The organism is Pseudorhodoplanes sp. (assembly GCF_035565855.1).
Classification (GTDB): Bacteria; Pseudomonadota; Alphaproteobacteria; order Rhizobiales; family Xanthobacteraceae; genus Pseudorhodoplanes.
The window spans coordinates 1-16,649 of record NZ_DATMRX010000324.1 but is presented as its reverse complement, the minus strand read 5'-3'; the positions used below and the strand labels follow the sequence as shown (position 1 = coordinate 16,649).

Sequence of the window (16,649 nt, the reverse complement as noted above, 5' to 3'; positions counted from 1 at the left end):
CTTCGAGCCGGAAGAATTCGCCCCGCCTCCCGGTCGCGACGCGACGGCATCGACCACGATCACATTGTCCGACCTCGCCCATGGCGGCTCCCGGCGGGTCTATCTGCCGACCGGCAAGGAAGTCGACGTCAAGATTCCCGCAGGGTTGTCGGACGGCCAGCAGATCCGGCTGAAGGGCCAGGGGTTCTCCGATGGCGGCCCGCCCGGTGACGCGATCATCACGGTGCACATTGCCAAGCACCCGTATTTCGAACGCGATGGCTCGAATATCCGGCTGGAATTGCCGATCTCGCTTTACGAGGCGGTGCTCGGTGGAAAAGTGCGCGTGCCGACGCTCGACGGCGCGGTGGAGCTCAACATCCCCGCCAATACCGGTGGCGGACGCACCTTCCGTCTGCGCGGCAAGGGCCTCCCGGACAAGAGCGGTTCGGGCGATCTCCTCGCCACAATCCGCATCGTCCTTCCCGACGCGCCGGATGCCGAGCTCGAAGAGCTGATGCGCAAATGGCGGGAGGAGAAGCCCTACGATCCTCGCCGCAATCTCGGGTAACGCGCGCGAATGAAGACGCGTCAGCCGCCCTTGCGGCTGACCGCCGGGTCCGCGGACGATCTGTTCTGTGGCGGCGGTGGTGCCCGGTTCTCGAGTTGTTCGAAGGCGGCACGCGCCAGCTCCTTGAGGCGCATCTTGTCCGCCGGGCCCGCGACCACGTAGCCGTAGTCGCTCACCACCCAGCGGATCGCCGCGACATTGTCCGAGGTGTAATAGCGGAACGAGGTCTGCGGCTGCTCCAGCTTCGAAATGTAGAAGGTGATCCGGTCACCGCTGCCGTTTTCGTACATCAGCAGCGCCGCGGGTCCGGATTCGCCCGGCAACAGGCGGCCGCCGAGAAGCTTCAGGTCGAAGGCCGCGAAATCCGGAAACCGCAATTGCGTCCCGACCCGTCGCGACAGCCACGGCGTCAGATGGCTTTCCGCGGCGCCGACCTCAACCGGATGACGAATCTCGCTGATATAGAGCTTGTGCGCGGCAAGCGCCCGTTGCGCGAGATCGTCCGCGGGATCGCCGACCGCTGCGACCACCTCGGTGGTACTGCGCGCCATCCAGCCCGCGATGCCGCCGACGAGGAACGCGACAGCAACGATCGCCGCGGCGATCGCGCGCCAGTTGCGGCCGGAGCGCAGCAGCGTCTCGATGTTCAGACGCGCGGGAACCGTTTCGTTGACGGTATTGCCAAAGCGCGCGCGGATTGCATCGGCCTGGAGACGCCACGCGGAAACGCGCGCCGCATCCTCCGGATGCGACATCAGCCAGGCTTCAACCGCAGCGCGGCGATCGACCGGCAACTCGCCGTCGACATACGCGTGAAGTTCGTCTTCGGTGACCGGTGATGTCCGATCGACCATCATTGCACCTCTCGTCTATTTCACGCGGCGGAGCGCCGGACGCTCGCCGTCGAGATAGACCTTGATCTGCGCACGGGCGCGCGCGAGCCGTGACATGACCGTGCCGATGGGCACGCCCTGGATATCCGCGACTTCGCGATAGGACAGTCCTTCGAGCACCACCAGAAGGAGCGCCTGTCGCTGGTCGTCGACCAGAAGATCGAGCGCGCGCTCGATGTCGCGGCCCCCGGCCTCGGGACCGGCCGAATCCGGAGCGTCGTTGTCCTCGAGCGTCGCGGTCATCGGCCGCCGCGCCAGGGAGCGGAGCCGGTTTCTGTTCAAATTGGTGAGAATCGTAAAGAGCCAGGACCTGATCTCGCCGCCATGGAACAGGTGTTCCGACCGCAGGGCGCGCACCAGCGTGTCCTGGACGAGGTCATCGGCGAGTTCCGCATCGCGGGTCAAAGCCCGCGCATAGCGCCGCAAAGCGGGGACATTCGCCTCCACATCGTGCCGAAAACTGCTCATCGTTCTCACTGTCCCGGTGACGAAACCTTCGCGGCCAAGGCGCCGCGCACGGGCGGACATCACGGAGCGAACACCTGTCCGGTATTCGATATTCCGAAAAGCAGGCCGCCATTCTTCCGGACGGGCCGGTTCTTGATGGCCAGAATACCCTATGCCACAAGGGAATGCACTGAGAGTGCCTTAGAAGGAACAGTGATGGCGGACGGCTCTGGCCTCATGCGCGGCAAGCGCGGGCTGATCATGGGGGTGGCAAACAACCGGTCGATCGCCTGGGGGATCGCCCGGGCATGCCGCAATCACGGAGCGGACCTGGCGTTTACCTACCAGGGCGACGCGCTGAAGAAGCGGGTCGAGCCGCTGGCCGAGGAGGTCGACGGCATCGTGGTCGGCCATTGCGACGTGTCGGAGCCCAAGACCATCGACGCCGTCTTCGACGCGGTCCGTAGCGCCTGGGGCGGCCTCGATTTCGTGGTCCATGCCATCGCGTTTTCCGACAAGGACCAGCTCGATGGCCGCTACATCGACACCACCGAGGACAATTTCGTCAAGACGATGCTGATCTCCTGCTATTCGTTCACGGCCATCGCGCAGCGCGCCGAGAAGCTGATGACGAATGGCGGATCGATGCTGACGCTGACCTATTACGGCGCCGAGAAATGGATGCCGCATTATAATGTGATGGGGCTTGCGAAGGCGGCGCTGGAAAGTTCGGTGCGCTATCTCGCCGCCGATCTCGGCGTGAAGAATATCCGCGTCAACGCGATCTCGGCCGGCCCGCTCAAGACGCTCGCGGCGTCTGGCATCGGCGACTTCCGGTACATCCTGAAATGGAACGAATACAATACGCCGCTGCGCCGTAACGTTACGCTCGACGAGGTGGGCGATGCGGCCGCGTATTTCCTGTCCGACATGTCACGCGGCGTGACCGGCGAGATTCATCATGTCGATGCCGGCTATCACGTCGTCGGGATCAAGCATCCCGATGCACCCGACCTGACGGTGGGCGAGCCGTAGCGCGCCGCATCGAATTTCACGACCGTCGATCTGCAAAAAGGAAACGGCCGGACCTTGGTCCGGCCGCTTCGGTCAACCGAAACGAAGAGGCTGCGATCAGGCGGCGATCCGGTACAGGATCACGTTCTCGGCCTTCTTGGACTTCTTCGCCTTCTTGCCTTTCTTCTTCGCGGCAGCGGAGAAGTCGACGACGTTGGTCAGCTCGGCCTTCTTGGACTTCTTCGCCTTCTTGCCCTTCTTCTTGGCAGCGGCGGAGACGTCGGTCGCGATCAGCTCGGCCTTCTTGGACTTCTTCGCCTTCTTGCCCTTCTTCTTGGCGGCGGCGGAGACGTCGGTCGCGATCAGTTCGGCCTTCTTGGACTTCTTCGCCTTCTTGCCTTTCTTCTTGGCGGCGGCCGAGAATTCGTCGCTCTTCGCAACGCCCGGCGTCGCCTGAGCCGCGATCACCGGCGACAGGGTCGTCGACCCGATGAAGCCGATCGCAGCTATGACGGCGATCAATTTGCGCATGTGTGGTGTCCTTGTTTGGTCATTCATCCCGGTGCGAGCGGACTCGGTGAAAAACCGATGGTGCGCTCCTCCCGAACCGCTGCAATTCTTCTCAGAAAAGACTCCGCCCCGCAAATGAAAAATCAAAAAAACTGCAAGAAAATCAGTAACTTAACGGGCATTCAGTTTGCCATTAATGAGCGTTCAGGGCCCTGAATGTGCATTCACGGCGCGCGCTGGCTTCGCCGCCATGCGGGGCACGTCCGCAGCCGCACCGGCCGGCCTGCCGGTACGGCCGGTCTCATTTGACCCGCCGTAGCCTGCGGGCTACGACACCGCGCATCATCCCAAAAAACGCCCCATGTCGTTCAACACCTTCGGCCATCTGTTTCGCGTGACCACCTTTGGCGAGAGTCACGGGCCGGCCATCGGCTGCGTCGTCGACGGCTGTCCGCCGCGGATTCCGCTGAGCGCCGCTGATATCCAGGGCGATCTCGATCGCAGACGGCCGGGACAATCGCGCTTCACCACGCAGCGCCAGGAGCCGGACGCGGTGCGTATTCTCTCCGGCGTGTTCACCGACGAAGCGACCGGTATGGAAATGACGACCGGCACGCCGATCGCGCTGCTGATCGAGAATGTCGACCAGCGCTCCAAGGACTATTCCGACATCAAGGCCAAGTATCGCCCGGGGCACGCGGGCTATACCTACGACGTCAAATACGGATTTCACGATTATCGCGGCGGCGGCCGCGCCTCCGCCCGCGAAACCGCGTCGCGCGTCGCAGCCGGTGCGGTGGCCCGCAAGATCCTTCCGGGCGTCACCATTCGCGGGGCGATGGTGAAGATGGGCCCGCACGAAGTCGATCGCGCGCGCTGGGACTGGAACGAGGTGTCGCGCAATCCGTTCTTCTGCCCCGATGCGAAGGCCGCGGAAGCCTGGGCCGGCTATCTCGACGGGGTGCGCAAATCCGGCTCGTCCGTCGGCGCCGTGATCGAGGTCGTCGCGGACGGCGTGCCGGCCGGCCTCGGGGCGCCGATCTACGGCAAGCTGGATTCCGACCTCGCCGCGGCGCTGATGGGCATCAACGCCGTCAAGGGCGTCGAAATCGGCGATGGCTTTGCCGCGGCGGAACTCTCCGGCGAAGACAATGCCGACGAGATGCGGATGGGCAATGACGGCCGGCCGGTCTTCCTGTCCAATCATGCCGGCGGCATTCTCGGCGGCATCTCCACCGGTCAGCCCATCGTGGCGCGCTTTGCCGTCAAGCCGACCTCATCCATCCTTCAACCCCGCCAGACCGTCGACCGATACGGCCGCGACAGCGAGATCGTGACCAAGGGCCGCCATGACCCCTGCGTCGGCATCCGCGCGGTTCCCGTCGGCGAGGCCATGATGGCATGTGTGCTGGCGGATCATTATCTGCGCCACCGAGGTCAGGTGGGTGAGGGGCCGTCCTGGCCATTCCCGCTTCCGGACCGCCCGACAGGATCATAATGCTCGACACTCATCAGCGCATCGACCAGGCCATCGCGGCATTCGCTCGCGGCGAAATCATTGTCGTCACCGACGACGACGATCGGGAGAATGAAGGCGATCTTTTCGTCGCCGCCTCGCTCTGCACCCCCGAGAAGATGGGATTCATCATTCGCCACACCTCGGGCATCGTCTGCGCGCCGCTTTCGGCCGAAGACGCCAAGCGGCTGCATCTGGAGCCGATGGTGTCCCGCAACGACGCCCCGCTCGCGACCGCCTTCACGGTGTCGGTGGACGTCAAGCACGGGCTGACGACCGGCATCTCGGCCGAGGAGCGCACCAATACCGTGCGCGCGCTCGCCAACGGCAATAGCGGCGCCGGCGACTTCGTGCGGCCCGGCCATGTGTTTCCTCTCGTGGCGCGCGACGGCGGGGTGCTGATGCGGTCCGGCCATACCGAAGCCTGCATCGATCTGTGCAAGTTGGCCGGCGTTCCCGAGGTCGGCGTCCTCTCCGAATTGATGAATGACGACGGCACCGTCATGCGCGGGCGGCAGGTCGCCGAGTTCGCGGACAAGCACGGGCTCAAGCGGCTGTCGATTGCCGATCTCATCGCCTACCGGCAGGCCCGCGAAAAGCTCGTGCAGCGGGTCGGCGAATTCCCGGTGGCCTCGCCGATCGGCCCGCTGCAGGGCTATGCCTATGTGACGCCCTTCGATGCGACCCATCACATGGCTTTCGTCTATGGGCGGCTGGGCGAGGGCCATGACATCCTGACCCGTCTGCATCGGGCCGACGTGATCGGCGATGTGTTCGGCGGCGCCAAGACCATCAACGGGGTGCTGCAGCGCTTCAAGGAGGAAGGCCGGGGCGTCATCGTCTATCTGCGCGACGGCACCGCCGGTGTTCCGGTGACCGCGATCCCGAGCAACGGCGAGACCGAATCCGAGGCGGCCCGCATCCGGCAATGGCGCGAGATCGGCCTCGGCGCCCAGATCCTGAAGGATCTCGGGATCAGCTCGATCCGGCTCGTGACCTCGAAAAAGTTCACCTATGTGGGTCTCGGCGGCTTCGGTATCGAGATTGTGTCCACAGAAGCGGTGGACGGCTGAACCGGCGCTTTCCCGCAGGCTGCGGGCGTGTCACCATTTCCGCCGATGGCGGAGATGGCGATGCTGCGCAGACCGGCTTCCACCGCAATCCTGGCTGTCGTCGCTGCCGCGCTCCTGACGGCCAGCGCGATGCGGCCTGACGCTGCGCCCGCTGCGCGCGGCGGCGCGCATCAGCAGACCACGACCGTCGATGTCGAGCTCGTGCTCGCGGTCGACATCTCCTATTCGATGGATCCGGAAGAGCTCGCCCTGCAGCGTGAGGGTTATGCCAAGGCGCTGACGTCGCCTGAATTCCTCAACGCCTTGCGCCAGGGGATTCACGGCAAGGTCGCCGTCACCTATTTCGAATGGGCCGGCTCGAGCGAACAGCGCGTCATCGTGCCGTGGCGCATCGTCGATGGCCCGGAAGGCGCGGGTTCGGTCGCCAACGAAATTCTCGCGTCGCCGATCCGCCGCGCCGCCCGCACCTCGATTTCCGGCGCGCTGTTGTTCGGAGCTGCCTTGTTCGAAACCAGCGGCCAGCGCGGCATCCGCCGGGTGATCGATGTGTCCGGCGACGGCGCAAACAACAGCGGTCAGATCGTGACGGCGGCACGTGATGAGGTGCTGTCGCGGGGCATCACCATCAACGGCCTGCCGATCATGCTGAAGCGGCCGAGCTACGCGACGATGGATATCGAATTGCTCGACGAATATTACGAGGATTGCGTGATCGGCGGTCCGTCAGCCTTCGTCGTACCGGTCAAGGATCGCGACAAGTTCGTCGAGGCGATCCGGACGAAACTGGTGCTGGAAATCGCGGCGCTGACGCCGGGCAGTCCCGTCATCAAGGCCGCGGCCGCCAACCCGCGCGTGCCCTGCACGATCGGCGAACGCATCTGGCAGGAGCGCTGGGGGAATTGAGCTACGGCCTCGTGCCCCGGACGCGGTGCAGCACGAAGTGATGCACCGCAGAGCCGGGGCCCATGTGGCCGGCGTCCATGTCAATCGGGAAATGTCGATCGGGGCATGCCGATCGCCTGCGCTATGGGTCCCGGTTCTGCAGCGCACCGCTTCGCAAAACGCTCGCGCTGCGCCGCGCTCGGGACACGAGACCATCACCGCGCGAACCGCGCCACGATCTCCACATGCGCGGTGTATTTGAACTGATCGACCGGCGTGACACGCGAAAGCTTGTAGCCACCCGCCATCAGGATCGCGGCGTCGCGGGCGAAGGTGCCGGCATTACAGGAGACCGCGACCACGGTCTTCACCTTGCTCTTCGCGATCTCACGCGCCTGCGCTTCAGCCCCCTGACGCGGCGGATCGAAGACGACGGCCTCGAACGGTACAAGATCCATGGCCGGCCGCGGCAGCCTGAAGAGATCGCGCCGCAGCGCCGTCACCTGTTTCAGGCCGGGCGTCGCCTGTGCCGCCCGCGCCAATGCCTCGATGGCGGCCTGGTCGCTGTCGATTGCGGTGACGCGGATGCGTTCGGCAAGCCGCAGCGAGAATGGACCGAGCCCGCAAAACAGGTCGAGCGCGGATTTCGCATTGCCGACATGGTCGAGGACGAGCTCCGCGAGCGTTTGCTCGCCCAGCGCCGTCGCCTGCAGGAACGGACCGGGCGGCAGTGTCACCTTCGCCTTGCCCATCTGCACGAGCGGGGGCGCGATCTGCGCGATCATCTCGCCGTGGCGCGTGATCCGCGCAATCCGGCCGGAGGCTGCGACACGCGCCAGCGCACTCGCACGCGCCTGATCGAGCGGTCCCGAACCGCGGACATCGATGTCGAGCCCGTTCAGTGTTGCGGTGACATGAATATCGAGCGGCTTCTTCAGCGGCCCGAGCACATCGGCGATCGCCCAGGCGGCATCGATGGCGACGGCCATGCCGGGCGCCAGCACCGGGCAGCGGTCGATCGGAACGAGCGTATGCGCGCGCAAGGCCGAGAAGCCGACCTCGACGATCTCTTTCGTGCCCTGCCGCGCATGCAGCACCGCGCGCCTTCGGCCCTCGCCATGGGCGTCGATCAGGTCGCCGACCTGTGCATCGACGCCGGCCTGCGACAGCGCCGACACCACGAGGTCGCGCTTCCACGCGCGGTAACGCGGCTCCGCCCAATGCTGGATCGCGCAGCCGCCGCACACACCGAAATGCGGACAGAACGGCGCGACCCGATCGGGCGACGCCTCGACGACGTGCAGCAGATGCCGCCGGTCGGGATGGCCCTGTACCGCGTCGGCATCGACGGTTTCGCCCGGCAAAGTATAGGGCACGAAAACGGGACCGTCGGGCGTCGGCGCGACGCCGTCACCGCGATGCCCGATATCCGTGATGATGAGCCGGTCGACCATGCGCCTGTCATGCCCGGCTTTTGCGGGCGAGGGCAAGGTTGCTCCGTCGAGCGCAGGGCAGTGCCGTGCTAGGTTGCCGTTGCGCGGCCTTTAATGCAGGCCGCCAGGGAAACAGCGATGACCGCATTCGCGACCGTGGCCGGACTGATCGCCGCGCTTCACCTCGTGGCCATGGTGCAGCGGCCGCGCGCAGCCGTGTTCCTGTCGGGCATCCTGTGGGCGCTTTACGCCTATTGGGAATATCTGATCGCGACCGGCGTGTTGTGCGACGACAAATGCAACATCCGCGTCGATCTCGTCTTCATCTTTCCGATCCTTGCGCTCGCGACGTGGTGCGCCTGGCGGTCGTTCATGGGGCGACCCGGTCAGCTGAAAATCATCGGAGCGGTGCTCGGCGGCGTCGGCGTGCTGGCGCTCGGACTGTACGCGGAGGGCCATGGCTACGGCCTTGTGTTCTGGGCCGTGGTTCTGGCGGCTGTGGTGATCGGCCTCATCTATGCGAAAAGGTCGAAATCCCCGGCCAACCGGTCCTGACGCCCCGGAGAACGCGGCATGTGCACGCGACGCCGCCTCCGGCAATGCGTTCAATGCGCCGCGCCCGGCACCTCCGGCATATAGCCGCGGCTGGTCAGGATGTGGAAACGCGCCACCAGCATGACCGCATAGATGATCACCGACAGCGACAGCCCGATCCAGACGCCGAGCGCGCCGTATTTCAGGGTGAAGCCGAGTGCGTAGCAGGCGCTGAATCCGATCAGCCAGAAGCAGATGAACGAGAACAGCAGCGGCACGCGGGTGTCGTTCAGTCCGCGCAGCGCGCCCGCCGCGATCGACTGCACGCCGTCGCAGATGAAGAAGCTTGCGCCGACCACCATCAGCGTCGCGGCGAGAATGGCGGTCGGCGCGTTCTCGCTGGTCACCGAGCCGAGGAACAGGATGGGCAGCATCTCGCGAGTCGCGATGACGAGGAGCGTCATGGCGAACATGAAGATCACGCCGAGCCATATGGCCACGAAACCCGCGCTGCGGGTGCCGGCGCTGTCGCGCCGCCCGACCGCATGCCCGACCCGCACCGTCGCGGCCATCGAGATGCCGAACGGGACCATGAACATGATCGAGGCGATCTGCAGGGCGATCTGATGCGCCGCGAGCGCGGTGACCGAGATCCAGCCCATCATCAGGCCGGCCGCGGCGAAGATGCCATATTCCAGCGCGAATATTCCCGAGATCGGCGCGCCGATCACGAGGAGCTTCCGGAAGAGCGGCCAGTCGGGCCGCCAGACGCGGCCCATGACCTGAAATTTCCTGAACGGGCGCATTGCGTAACAGACCCAGATCGCCGCCGCGCACATGCCGAGATTGACGGTGGTGGTCGCGATCCCGGCGCCGAGGAGATCGAGCCGAGGCAATCCGAACGCGCCGTAGATCAAAGAATAGGCGAGGCCGGCATTGGCGGGGATTGCAGCAAGGGTGATCCACAATCCGGGCTCGGGCCGGTTTACCGCGCCCATGAATCCGCGCAGCGCGATGAACCACCAGGCCGGAACGAGGCACCAGATCAAGCCAAGGAGATAGCGCGCGGCGAGCGTCGCCGCTTCCTCGGTCTGGCCGAGGGCCATCAGGATCTCCTGGCCGAATAGTCCAACCGCGCTGAGCGGGATGCCGAACAAGGTCGCCGCCCACAATCCGACCCGCAGGGCCCGCCGCACCATGCGCGGATCGCGCGCGCCGAACGCCTGCGCGGCGAGCGGGGCGACCGCGGAGACGAGACCCATCCCGAGCACAAACACCGCGAACAACACGGTGTGGCCGAGCGCCGAGGCCGCGACCACGTGATCCCCGAGCCGCCCGAGCAGCGCGAGGTCCGTGGTCATCATCGCGATCTGGCCAAGCTGCGTGAGCGCGATCGGCCAGGCCAGCCGCAGCGTCTCGATCAGTTCGGTGCGCCAGCGGGATGGCGTTGCGCCGGAGGCAGTGTCCCCGGCGGTCAGGGTATCTTCCATTGTCATTGCTGGTCTGGCCGGTCGGAAACTACGGCACGCAAGGCCTCTCGCAGGTGCGGTCTTTCGACTCAACGCGAAGCTTGCATGACGGCGCCGATAATGGCCAAAAGTGTTGGAAATCGGCCCGCTTCCATTCTTTCAGGTGATGAATGGCGGCGGCGGCGTGAATACGCGGCCAGGAGCTTACGCGTTCGGGGCGTCACCGTCACGTCGTAACGAGAGCCTGCCTTGGTGCAGGCGGAAACGAGGATTGCCGATGGACAAGATTGTCCTCGCCCTGCGCACCTTCCTGCGGCTCGCCTTGCCGTATTTCCGTTCCGAGGAACGCTGGACGGCGCGCCTTCTGTTGCTCGCGGTCATCGGCGCGGAACTCGCGCTCGTTTATGTCGCGGTCGCGGCCGTCAACTGGAATGCGCGTTTCTTCAATGCACTCGAGCAGCGCGACTGGGACGCCTTCCATGCCGAACTGATTTTTTTTGGCTTCATTGTCTTGGCCGCGATAGGCGCGGGCGCCGCGCAATATTACTTCGGCCAGACGCTGCAGATCCGCTGGCGGCGCTGGCTCACCGCCAATTATGTGTCGGTGTGGATGGCGAAAGGCCGGCATTATCGCGTGCGCGTCGTGGCGCCCGAGGTCGACAACATCCATCTGCGTATCGCCAGCGACGTTTATCTTTTCATCCAGCGTACCCATGAGATCGCGACGGGCCTCCTCGGCAGCATCGTCGCGCTGGCCTCGTTTGCCTATATCCTCTGGGGTCTGTCGGCAGCGACGCCGGTGCCGGGATTATCCGGCGGCACCATTCCCGGATGGCTGATCTGGGCCGCGCTGCTTTATGCCGGGCTCGGCACCCTGATCGCGCATCTGATCGGCTGGCGGCTGATCCCGCTCAACTTCAACCAGCAGCGTTTCGAATCCGATTTCCGTTTCGCCATCGTGCGCGCGGCCGATCATTCCGAGCCGATTGCGCTGATGCAGGGCGAGCCGGTCGAGCGCGCGGACCTTTATCACCGCTTCACCAATCTCGTGACCAACTGGACGCGGCTCGTCGCCACGCAAACGCGCCTCGTCGGATTCGTCGCGGGCTACGGACAGGCCTCGACCGTGGTGCCAGTGCTGATGACCGCCCCGGCTTATCTCGTCGGGGCGATCCCGCTCGGCTCTCTGATGCAGGCGGCGCTCGCCTTCAACCGGGTGGAAGGCGCGTTCGCCTTCTGCATCAGCTCCTATCCCAAGATCGCGGAGTGGAAGGCGATGGTCGACCGTCTCGCCGGCTTCGAGGATGCCATGGTGATGGTCGACGAAAGCCGGGCCGAGACCAAAGGCACGATTGTGGTGCGGCGTGACAGCGATGGTGACGTGCGGCTCACAGGCCTCACCATCCGCCTGCCGGATGGTTCGGAGATTTCGGGTTTGCCGGCGATGGCGCTGCGGCGTGGCGAGCGTCTGATGATCACGGGTCCCTCGGGGTCGGGCAAATCCACCTTGTTCCGGGCACTCGCGGGGCTGTGGCCGGCGGGTGCAGGGCGGGCCGATTTCCCGAAGGACAGCGAAGTCCTGGTGATGCCGCAGCGGCCCTATTTTCCGCTCGGCACGCTGCGCACCGCGGTCGCCTATCCGAGGCCGGACGACACCGTTCCCGAGACGGAGATCATCTCGGCGCTTCAGACCGTCGGGCTGTCACATCTCGTGAACCGTCTCGATGAGGAGGCCGACTGGAGCGTGCTTCTGTCAGGCGGCGAGCAACAGCGGGTCGGCATTGCCCGCGCGCTGATCCGAAAGCCGGCCGTGCTTTTGTTCGACGAGCCGGTGGCGGCGCTTTCGGATGTCTCGGGGCGCGAACTCTACAAGATCCTGCTCGACAAGCTTCCCGGAGCGGTGGTGCTGACCATCGACCGGCGAGAGGTGCTGCGCGAGTATCATCCGAAGGCGGTGGAGTTGATCCGGGACGAAGCCGGCGCCGTGCGCCCAAGCGCGGCGCTCGCAACCCTGCCGGCATGAATTTGGCGGAAACCGAATAGTCAGCAGGGTGATGTCGACATGGATGAAGCGACGATCGCAGTGAACAAGCGGATTGGCCGATTGGTCCTTGAGGACATGTGGGGCAAGGGACGGCTGGACATCGCGGACGCGTATTATGCGCCGGATTACGTCGATCACGTCGGCAAGGGGCCGGAGGCTGGCGAGGTGCGGGGCGCCGCCGGCATCAAGCAGGCGGTCACAATGTTCCGGACCGCATTCCCCGACCTGACTTACACCGTCGAAGACGAGATCGCGGAGGGCGATCTGGTGATGGCCAGATTCTCCGCCCGCGGCACCCATCTCGGCACATTCCTTGGCGTGGCTCCCACCGGGCGCAGCATCACCTATACCGGCATCGATGTGAACCGGATCCGGGACGGACGGATCGTGCAGTCCTGGGTTCAATACGACGCGCTTGGGCTGCTGCAGCAATTGGGCGTGGTCGGAGCGATACCGGGGATGTGAGCTCCTTAGGGATTGCCGCCGAAGCTCCATACTTTCGCGCATGATCCGGCTTTCGCGCATAATCCGGGCACCGTATGCTAACGTGCCGCCACGCGGTTTCGCCTGATTGTTGAAATGCCTTGCGCGTCGCGCTTTGCCTTGTTCCGGAGGGTCTATGACTGCCAGCCTAGCGATGAATTACTGGACCGATAAATGGGACCTGCACGAGGATGTGTGTCCCTGCGACGTCCATTTCAATGAATGGGTCGCGGACCAGGGCCTGAAGAACAAGACCATTTTCCATTTCGGCACCGGCACGCACCATGTCGTCGGCATCGAGCAGTCGCGCAACGGCTCGAAGAATTCCGTGCTCGCGATCACGGCCTCGATCGAGGAATACGAAGCCTATATCAAGCTGGTCTCGACCAACTCGGCGGTTGCGAAATCATACATCGCCTATTTCGGCGACATCTATCTCACGAACCCGCGCCTCTTGCCCGAATTCGACATCGTGACAATGGTGCATCTGTGCGAGTTCTTCTTTCCGAACACCGCCAGCCCCGAATATGGCGGCATGACCGATCGTCAGGTGCTGGACCTGTTCACCGACAAGACGCGCGCGGGCGGTTACCTGATCTTCTACAGAAATTCGATGGGCAGCGAGCGCACCGCCGAAATCCTTCCCGTGTGGGAGAAGGAGAAGCCGGTCGAGCGCGTCGCCGATTTCAAGACGCTGATCGTTTACAAAAAGAAGTAACCGCGGTCATGCGCGGGCGCGACCCGCGCATCCACCCCTTTTCGTTTGATGGATTGCCGGGTCACGCCCGGCAATGACGGCAAGCGCCGTCACTTCACGTCGAGCGGCGTCGTGCCCTTGGCCTTGCCGTCGGCGCCGATCGTGATCTTTTCGACGCGCGCTTCCGCGGCCTTCAGCAATTCTTCGCAGCGGCGCTTCAGGGCTTCGCCGCGCTCGTAGATCTCGACCGATTCCGCAAGCGGCACCTTGCCTTCCTCGAGACGCTTGATGATCGATTCCAGTTCATCGATCGCCCGCTCGAAGGGCATGCTTGAGACGTCGGAATGGTTGTTCTCGGCCATGTCGGTCCTGATTTCGAATCTGCCTTACTATAGTCATTCCGGGGCGCTTGCCGAAGGCAAGCGAGCCAGGAATCCATAACCTCCGCGTGTATGGATTCCGGGTTCCGCCGCGGCGCGGCTCTCCCGGAAAGGCGGGGGAATTTACCCCCGCATCAGCGCCGTCACATGCGCATCGACCGAATTGGCGAGGCCCTGCAGGTCATAGCCGCCCTCGAGGACCGAAATGACCCGCCCGCCGGCCTTGCGGTCGGCGAGGTCCATCAGCTTCTTGGTCGCCCAGGCAAAGTCCGCTTCGAGGAAGTTCAGGCTGGCCAGCGGGTCGCGGATATGGGCATCGAAGCCCGACGAGATGATGACGAGATCCGGCCCGAAGGCCTCGAGCCGCGGCAGGATCGTGCTCTCCATCGCCTCTCGAAACTGCTCGCCGGTGTCCCCGGCGCGCAGCGGCGCATTGACGATGGTGTCGTGATCGCCGCGTTCGGATTTCGCACCGGTGCCGGGATAGAGCGGCATCTGATGCGTCGAACAATACATCACCGTCGGATCGCTCCAGAAAATCTCCTGTGTGCCGTTGCCGTGATGCACGTCGAAATCCACGATACCGACGCGCGTGACGCTATGCTTCTTCTGCGCGTAACGCGCGGCGATGGCGACATTGTTGAACAGGCAGAAGCCCATCGGCCGCACGCTTTCGGCATGATGCCCGGGGGGACGCGTCGCGACGAAGGCATTCGCGCATTTCTTGGCCATCACCTCATCGACTGCGAGCACGGCGCCGCCCGCGGCGCGCAAAGCGGCTTCGAAGGAGCCGCTCGACATCGACGTGTCGCCGTCGAGCGCGACCATGCCCTCGCGCGGTGCCGCCTCGCGGATCGCCTCGACATAGTCGCGGGGATGCGCCAGCGCGATCGTCTCCAGCTCCGCCATCGGCGCCCGTTCGCGCGCGAGATTGGCAAACTTCTCGTTTTCGAGCGCGCGGTCGATCGCCCGCAGCCGGTCCGGCCGTTCCGGATGGCCGGGCGGCGTCAGGTGATCGAGGCAAGCCGGGTGACTGATCAGCAGCGTCGTCATTTCAGGTGACAATTCCAAAGGTCAGGATTTGGCGCGCGAGCCTTCAAGGTCACGGATATCGCGCCTTGCGTCAATGACAACGCCGGGAGGCGGGGGCGGTTCGCTCGGTGTGAAGAACACCTCGGCCAAGGGTTGTGTCGGATCGATACGGTAATGCTCGAAATCGCGCACGCCCTCGGCATACAGGAAGTTGTCGTCGATCAGGAAGTGGCCGGTAAAATCCGCGGCCTTCTTGTTGAAGATCGCATAGGCGGCGTCCGCCATGATCTCCGGCTTTCGCGACATCCGCATCACCATGTCGCCGCCGAGAAGGTTCTGGATCGCGCTGGTCGCGATGGTCGCGCGCGGCCATAGCGCATTCACCGCGATGCCCTTGGGGCGCAGCTCGCCGGCAAGGCCGAGCACCACCATGCTCATGCCGAACTTCGCCATGCTGTAGGCGGTATGCGGCGCGAACCATTTCTCCTTCATGTCGAGCGGGGGAGAATTCATCAGGATGTGCGGATTGTCCGCCTTTTCCAGATAGGGAATGGCGAATTTCGACACCATGAAGGTTCCGCGGGCATTGACCCCGTTCATCAGGTCGTAGCGCTTCATGTCGGTCTGTTCGACCGGAGTCAGCTGCACGGCGCTCGCATTGTTCACCACGATATCGATGCCGCCGAATGTCTCCGCGGTGCGGGCGAGCGCGGATCTCACCTGCTCCTCGTCGCGCACATCGACCACGAGCGGCAGCGCCTTCCCGCCCGCCTTCACGACCTCGGCCGCGGCGGTATGGATCGTGCCGGGCAGCTTCGGGTGAGGCTGGTCGGTCTTTGCGGCAATCGCGATATTGGCGCCATCGCGCGCGGCGCGAAGCGCGATGGCGAGGCCGATGCCGCGCGATGCGCCGGTGATGAAAAGAGTCTTGCCCTTGAGTGACATGCCGGTTCTCCGCTTGCCGCGATGGGACAGCCTGCCGCCTGCCAAGTCAACGTGGGCGCGGGGGCGAGCCGGGGGTTTCCTTTTCGGTCCGCGCGCTTATGTGTGATGCCGCCAAGCGGCGGGCGCGTTTCCTCGAACGCCCGCACCGGACCTTGCGAGGGCGCCATGCAACTGACCGGCATTCACCATCTCACCGCGGTCTCGGCCGATGCGCCGGGCAACCTGCGCTTCTATACGCAGGTGATGGGGATGCGGCTGATCAAGAAGACGGTCAATCAGGATGACGTCTCGGCCTATCACCTGTTCTATGGCGACGGCATCGCGTCGCCCGGCAGCGACCTGACGTTCTTTGACTTCCGGGTCGGACCGGAGCGCCGCGGCAATCAGACGATCACGCGCACGGCCTTGCGGGTCGCCGGACACGACGCGCTGCAATGGTGGCATCGGCGCCTGACCGATGCCGGCGTGAAGGTCGGCGACATCGGCGAGCGCGACGGCCGCTTCACCCTCGATTTCGAGGATCCGGAAGGGCAGCGGTTGTCCCTGATCGACGACGGCGGCGCGGGCGAGTCGCATCCATGGGCGAAAAGTCCGGTCCCCGCCGCGTGCCCGATCCGCGGGCTTGGCCCGATCACCATGTCGGTCCCGGACGCTATGCATACCGATATCGTGCTGCGCGAGGCGATGCTGATGCGTCATGTGCGCGATTACCCGGTTCCGGACTCCGATTCCGACATCGTGCATGTT

18 protein-coding genes are annotated in these 16,649 nt (G+C 64.7%); 10 read left to right on the top strand and 8 right to left on the bottom strand.

The genetic code is table 11. The annotated features are described in order from the left end of the window. On the top strand, positions 1–550 hold a 550-nt coding region (locus tag VN004_RS18565; RefSeq protein ID WP_325613208.1), incomplete at its 5' end, for a DnaJ C-terminal domain-containing protein. Between the two features lie 20 nt (positions 551–570). On the opposite strand, the gene VN004_RS18560 is transcribed toward VN004_RS18565, so the two are convergent. Further along, positions 571–1,404: an anti-sigma factor gene (locus VN004_RS18560; RefSeq protein WP_325613204.1), complete on the bottom strand. Its 834-nt coding sequence runs from the start codon at positions 1,402–1,404 to the stop codon at positions 571–573. Positions 1,405–1,419: 15 nt separating this feature from the next. Continuing rightward, a complete protein-coding gene (locus tag VN004_RS18555) occupies positions 1,420–1,911 on the bottom strand; it encodes a sigma-70 family RNA polymerase sigma factor (protein WP_325613201.1) in 492 nt (163 codons plus the stop codon). Positions 1,912–2,106: 195 nt separating this feature from the next. On the opposite strand from VN004_RS18555, the gene fabI reads away from it, so the two are divergent. Next, positions 2,107–2,925 carry an enoyl-ACP reductase FabI gene (gene fabI / locus VN004_RS18550; RefSeq protein WP_325613199.1) on the top strand — a complete coding sequence of 273 codons (819 nt, stop codon included), beginning with the start codon at positions 2,107–2,109 and terminating at the stop codon, positions 2,923–2,925. 96 nt (positions 2,926–3,021) lie between these two features. Here fabI and VN004_RS18545 read toward each other — a convergent pair whose 3' ends face one another. Then, positions 3,022–3,435 carry a histone gene (locus VN004_RS18545; protein ID WP_325613197.1) on the bottom strand — a complete coding sequence of 138 codons (414 nt, stop codon included), beginning with the start codon at positions 3,433–3,435 and terminating at the stop codon, positions 3,022–3,024. A gap of 340 nt (positions 3,436–3,775) precedes the next feature. On the opposite strand from VN004_RS18545, the gene aroC reads away from it, so the two are divergent. Genes aroC through VN004_RS18530 form a run of 3 tightly spaced genes read left to right on the top strand, consistent with a single transcriptional unit; the run spans position 3,776 to position 6,906 of the window. Further along, positions 3,776–4,912, top strand: a complete 1,137-nt coding sequence (gene aroC, locus VN004_RS18540; RefSeq protein WP_325613195.1) for a chorismate synthase — start codon at positions 3,776–3,778, stop codon at positions 4,910–4,912. After that, positions 4,912–6,003 (top strand): 3,4-dihydroxy-2-butanone-4-phosphate synthase, encoded by a 1,092-nt coding sequence (ribB, locus tag VN004_RS18535; RefSeq protein WP_325613192.1) that lies wholly within the window; start codon positions 4,912–4,914, stop codon positions 6,001–6,003. The genes aroC and ribB overlap by 1 nt, the downstream gene beginning before the upstream one ends. A 60-nt stretch (positions 6,004–6,063) precedes the next feature. Next, the gene (locus tag VN004_RS18530; RefSeq protein ID WP_414710349.1) at positions 6,064–6,906 is read left to right on the top strand and encodes a DUF1194 domain-containing protein; all 843 of its coding nucleotides are present in this window, start codon (positions 6,064–6,066) and stop codon (positions 6,904–6,906) included. A gap of 194 nt (positions 6,907–7,100) precedes the next feature. Here VN004_RS18530 and VN004_RS18525 read toward each other — a convergent pair whose 3' ends face one another. Then, entirely contained in the window at positions 7,101–8,339 is a 1,239-nt protein-coding gene (locus VN004_RS18525; protein ID WP_325613189.1) for an RNA methyltransferase, read from the bottom strand. A 117-nt stretch (positions 8,340–8,456) separates the two neighbouring features. On the opposite strand from VN004_RS18525, the gene VN004_RS18520 reads away from it, so the two are divergent. Next, positions 8,457–8,873 (top strand): hypothetical protein, encoded by a 417-nt coding sequence (locus tag VN004_RS18520; protein ID WP_325613186.1) that lies wholly within the window; start codon positions 8,457–8,459, stop codon positions 8,871–8,873. Between the two features lie 50 nt (positions 8,874–8,923). Here VN004_RS18520 and VN004_RS18515 read toward each other — a convergent pair whose 3' ends face one another. Continuing rightward, positions 8,924–10,348 carry an MATE family efflux transporter gene (locus tag VN004_RS18515; RefSeq protein ID WP_414710348.1) on the bottom strand — a complete coding sequence of 475 codons (1,425 nt, stop codon included), beginning with the start codon at positions 10,346–10,348 and terminating at the stop codon, positions 8,924–8,926. 250 nt (positions 10,349–10,598) lie between these two features. On the opposite strand from VN004_RS18515, the gene VN004_RS18510 reads away from it, so the two are divergent. The 3 genes from VN004_RS18510 to VN004_RS18500 all read left to right on the top strand — a co-directional run bounded on the left by VN004_RS18510 (position 10,599) and on the right by VN004_RS18500 (position 13,566). Next, positions 10,599–12,344, top strand: coding sequence for an ABC transporter ATP-binding protein/permease (locus tag VN004_RS18510; protein ID WP_325613182.1), 1,746 nt, complete (start codon positions 10,599–10,601; stop codon positions 12,342–12,344). A 39-nt stretch (positions 12,345–12,383) separates the two neighbouring features. After that, complete coding sequence (locus VN004_RS18505; RefSeq protein ID WP_325613178.1) at positions 12,384–12,830, top strand: ester cyclase; 447 nt, start codon at positions 12,384–12,386, stop codon at positions 12,828–12,830. A gap of 154 nt (positions 12,831–12,984) precedes the next feature. After that, positions 12,985–13,566 carry a hypothetical protein gene (locus VN004_RS18500; protein ID WP_325613176.1) on the top strand — a complete coding sequence of 194 codons (582 nt, stop codon included), beginning with the start codon at positions 12,985–12,987 and terminating at the stop codon, positions 13,564–13,566. A gap of 89 nt (positions 13,567–13,655) precedes the next feature. On the opposite strand, the gene VN004_RS18495 is transcribed toward VN004_RS18500, so the two are convergent. From VN004_RS18495 to VN004_RS18485, 3 genes are all read right to left on the bottom strand, one after another. Further along, complete coding sequence (locus VN004_RS18495; RefSeq protein WP_325613174.1) at positions 13,656–13,907, bottom strand: exodeoxyribonuclease VII small subunit; 252 nt, start codon at positions 13,905–13,907, stop codon at positions 13,656–13,658. Positions 13,908–14,048: 141 nt separating this feature from the next. Next, positions 14,049–14,978 (bottom strand): histone deacetylase family protein, encoded by a 930-nt coding sequence (locus VN004_RS18490; RefSeq protein WP_325613171.1) that lies wholly within the window; start codon positions 14,976–14,978, stop codon positions 14,049–14,051. Between the two features lie 21 nt (positions 14,979–14,999). Then, positions 15,000–15,902, bottom strand: coding sequence for an NAD(P)-dependent oxidoreductase (locus tag VN004_RS18485; protein WP_325613169.1), 903 nt, complete (start codon positions 15,900–15,902; stop codon positions 15,000–15,002). A gap of 165 nt (positions 15,903–16,067) precedes the next feature. Between VN004_RS18485 and VN004_RS18480 the strand changes: the two genes are divergently transcribed. Next, a partial coding sequence (locus VN004_RS18480; protein ID WP_325613167.1) for a VOC family protein occupies positions 16,068–16,649 on the top strand: 582 nt, incomplete at its 3' end.

Excerpts from the sequence above, each read along its gene's own strand:
- VN004_RS18560 (WP_325613204.1), bottom strand. The coding sequence starts at position 1,404 with ATGGTCGATCGGACATCACCGGTCACCGAAGACGAACTTCACGCGTAT.
- VN004_RS18555 (WP_325613201.1), bottom strand. The coding sequence starts at position 1,911 with ATGAGCAGTTTTCGGCACGATGTGGAGGCGAATGTCCCCGCTTTGCGG.
- fabI (WP_325613199.1), top strand. The coding sequence starts at position 2,107 with ATGGCGGACGGCTCTGGCCTCATGCGCGGCAAGCGCGGGCTGATCATG.
- VN004_RS18545 (WP_325613197.1), bottom strand. The coding sequence starts at position 3,435 with ATGCGCAAATTGATCGCCGTCATAGCTGCGATCGGCTTCATCGGGTCG.
- aroC (WP_325613195.1), top strand. The coding sequence starts at position 3,776 with ATGTCGTTCAACACCTTCGGCCATCTGTTTCGCGTGACCACCTTTGGC.
- ribB (WP_325613192.1), top strand. The coding sequence starts at position 4,912 with ATGCTCGACACTCATCAGCGCATCGACCAGGCCATCGCGGCATTCGCT.
- VN004_RS18530 (WP_414710349.1), top strand. The coding sequence starts at position 6,064 with ATGCTGCGCAGACCGGCTTCCACCGCAATCCTGGCTGTCGTCGCTGCC.
- VN004_RS18525 (WP_325613189.1), bottom strand. The coding sequence starts at position 8,339 with ATGGTCGACCGGCTCATCATCACGGATATCGGGCATCGCGGTGACGGC.
- VN004_RS18520 (WP_325613186.1), top strand. The coding sequence starts at position 8,457 with ATGACCGCATTCGCGACCGTGGCCGGACTGATCGCCGCGCTTCACCTC.
- VN004_RS18515 (WP_414710348.1), bottom strand. The coding sequence starts at position 10,348 with ATGACAATGGAAGATACCCTGACCGCCGGGGACACTGCCTCCGGCGCA.
- VN004_RS18510 (WP_325613182.1), top strand. The coding sequence starts at position 10,599 with ATGGACAAGATTGTCCTCGCCCTGCGCACCTTCCTGCGGCTCGCCTTG.
- VN004_RS18505 (WP_325613178.1), top strand. The coding sequence starts at position 12,384 with ATGGATGAAGCGACGATCGCAGTGAACAAGCGGATTGGCCGATTGGTC.
- VN004_RS18500 (WP_325613176.1), top strand. The coding sequence starts at position 12,985 with ATGACTGCCAGCCTAGCGATGAATTACTGGACCGATAAATGGGACCTG.
- VN004_RS18495 (WP_325613174.1), bottom strand. The coding sequence starts at position 13,907 with ATGGCCGAGAACAACCATTCCGACGTCTCAAGCATGCCCTTCGAGCGG.
- VN004_RS18490 (WP_325613171.1), bottom strand. The coding sequence starts at position 14,978 with ATGACGACGCTGCTGATCAGTCACCCGGCTTGCCTCGATCACCTGACG.
- VN004_RS18485 (WP_325613169.1), bottom strand. The coding sequence starts at position 15,902 with ATGTCACTCAAGGGCAAGACTCTTTTCATCACCGGCGCATCGCGCGGC.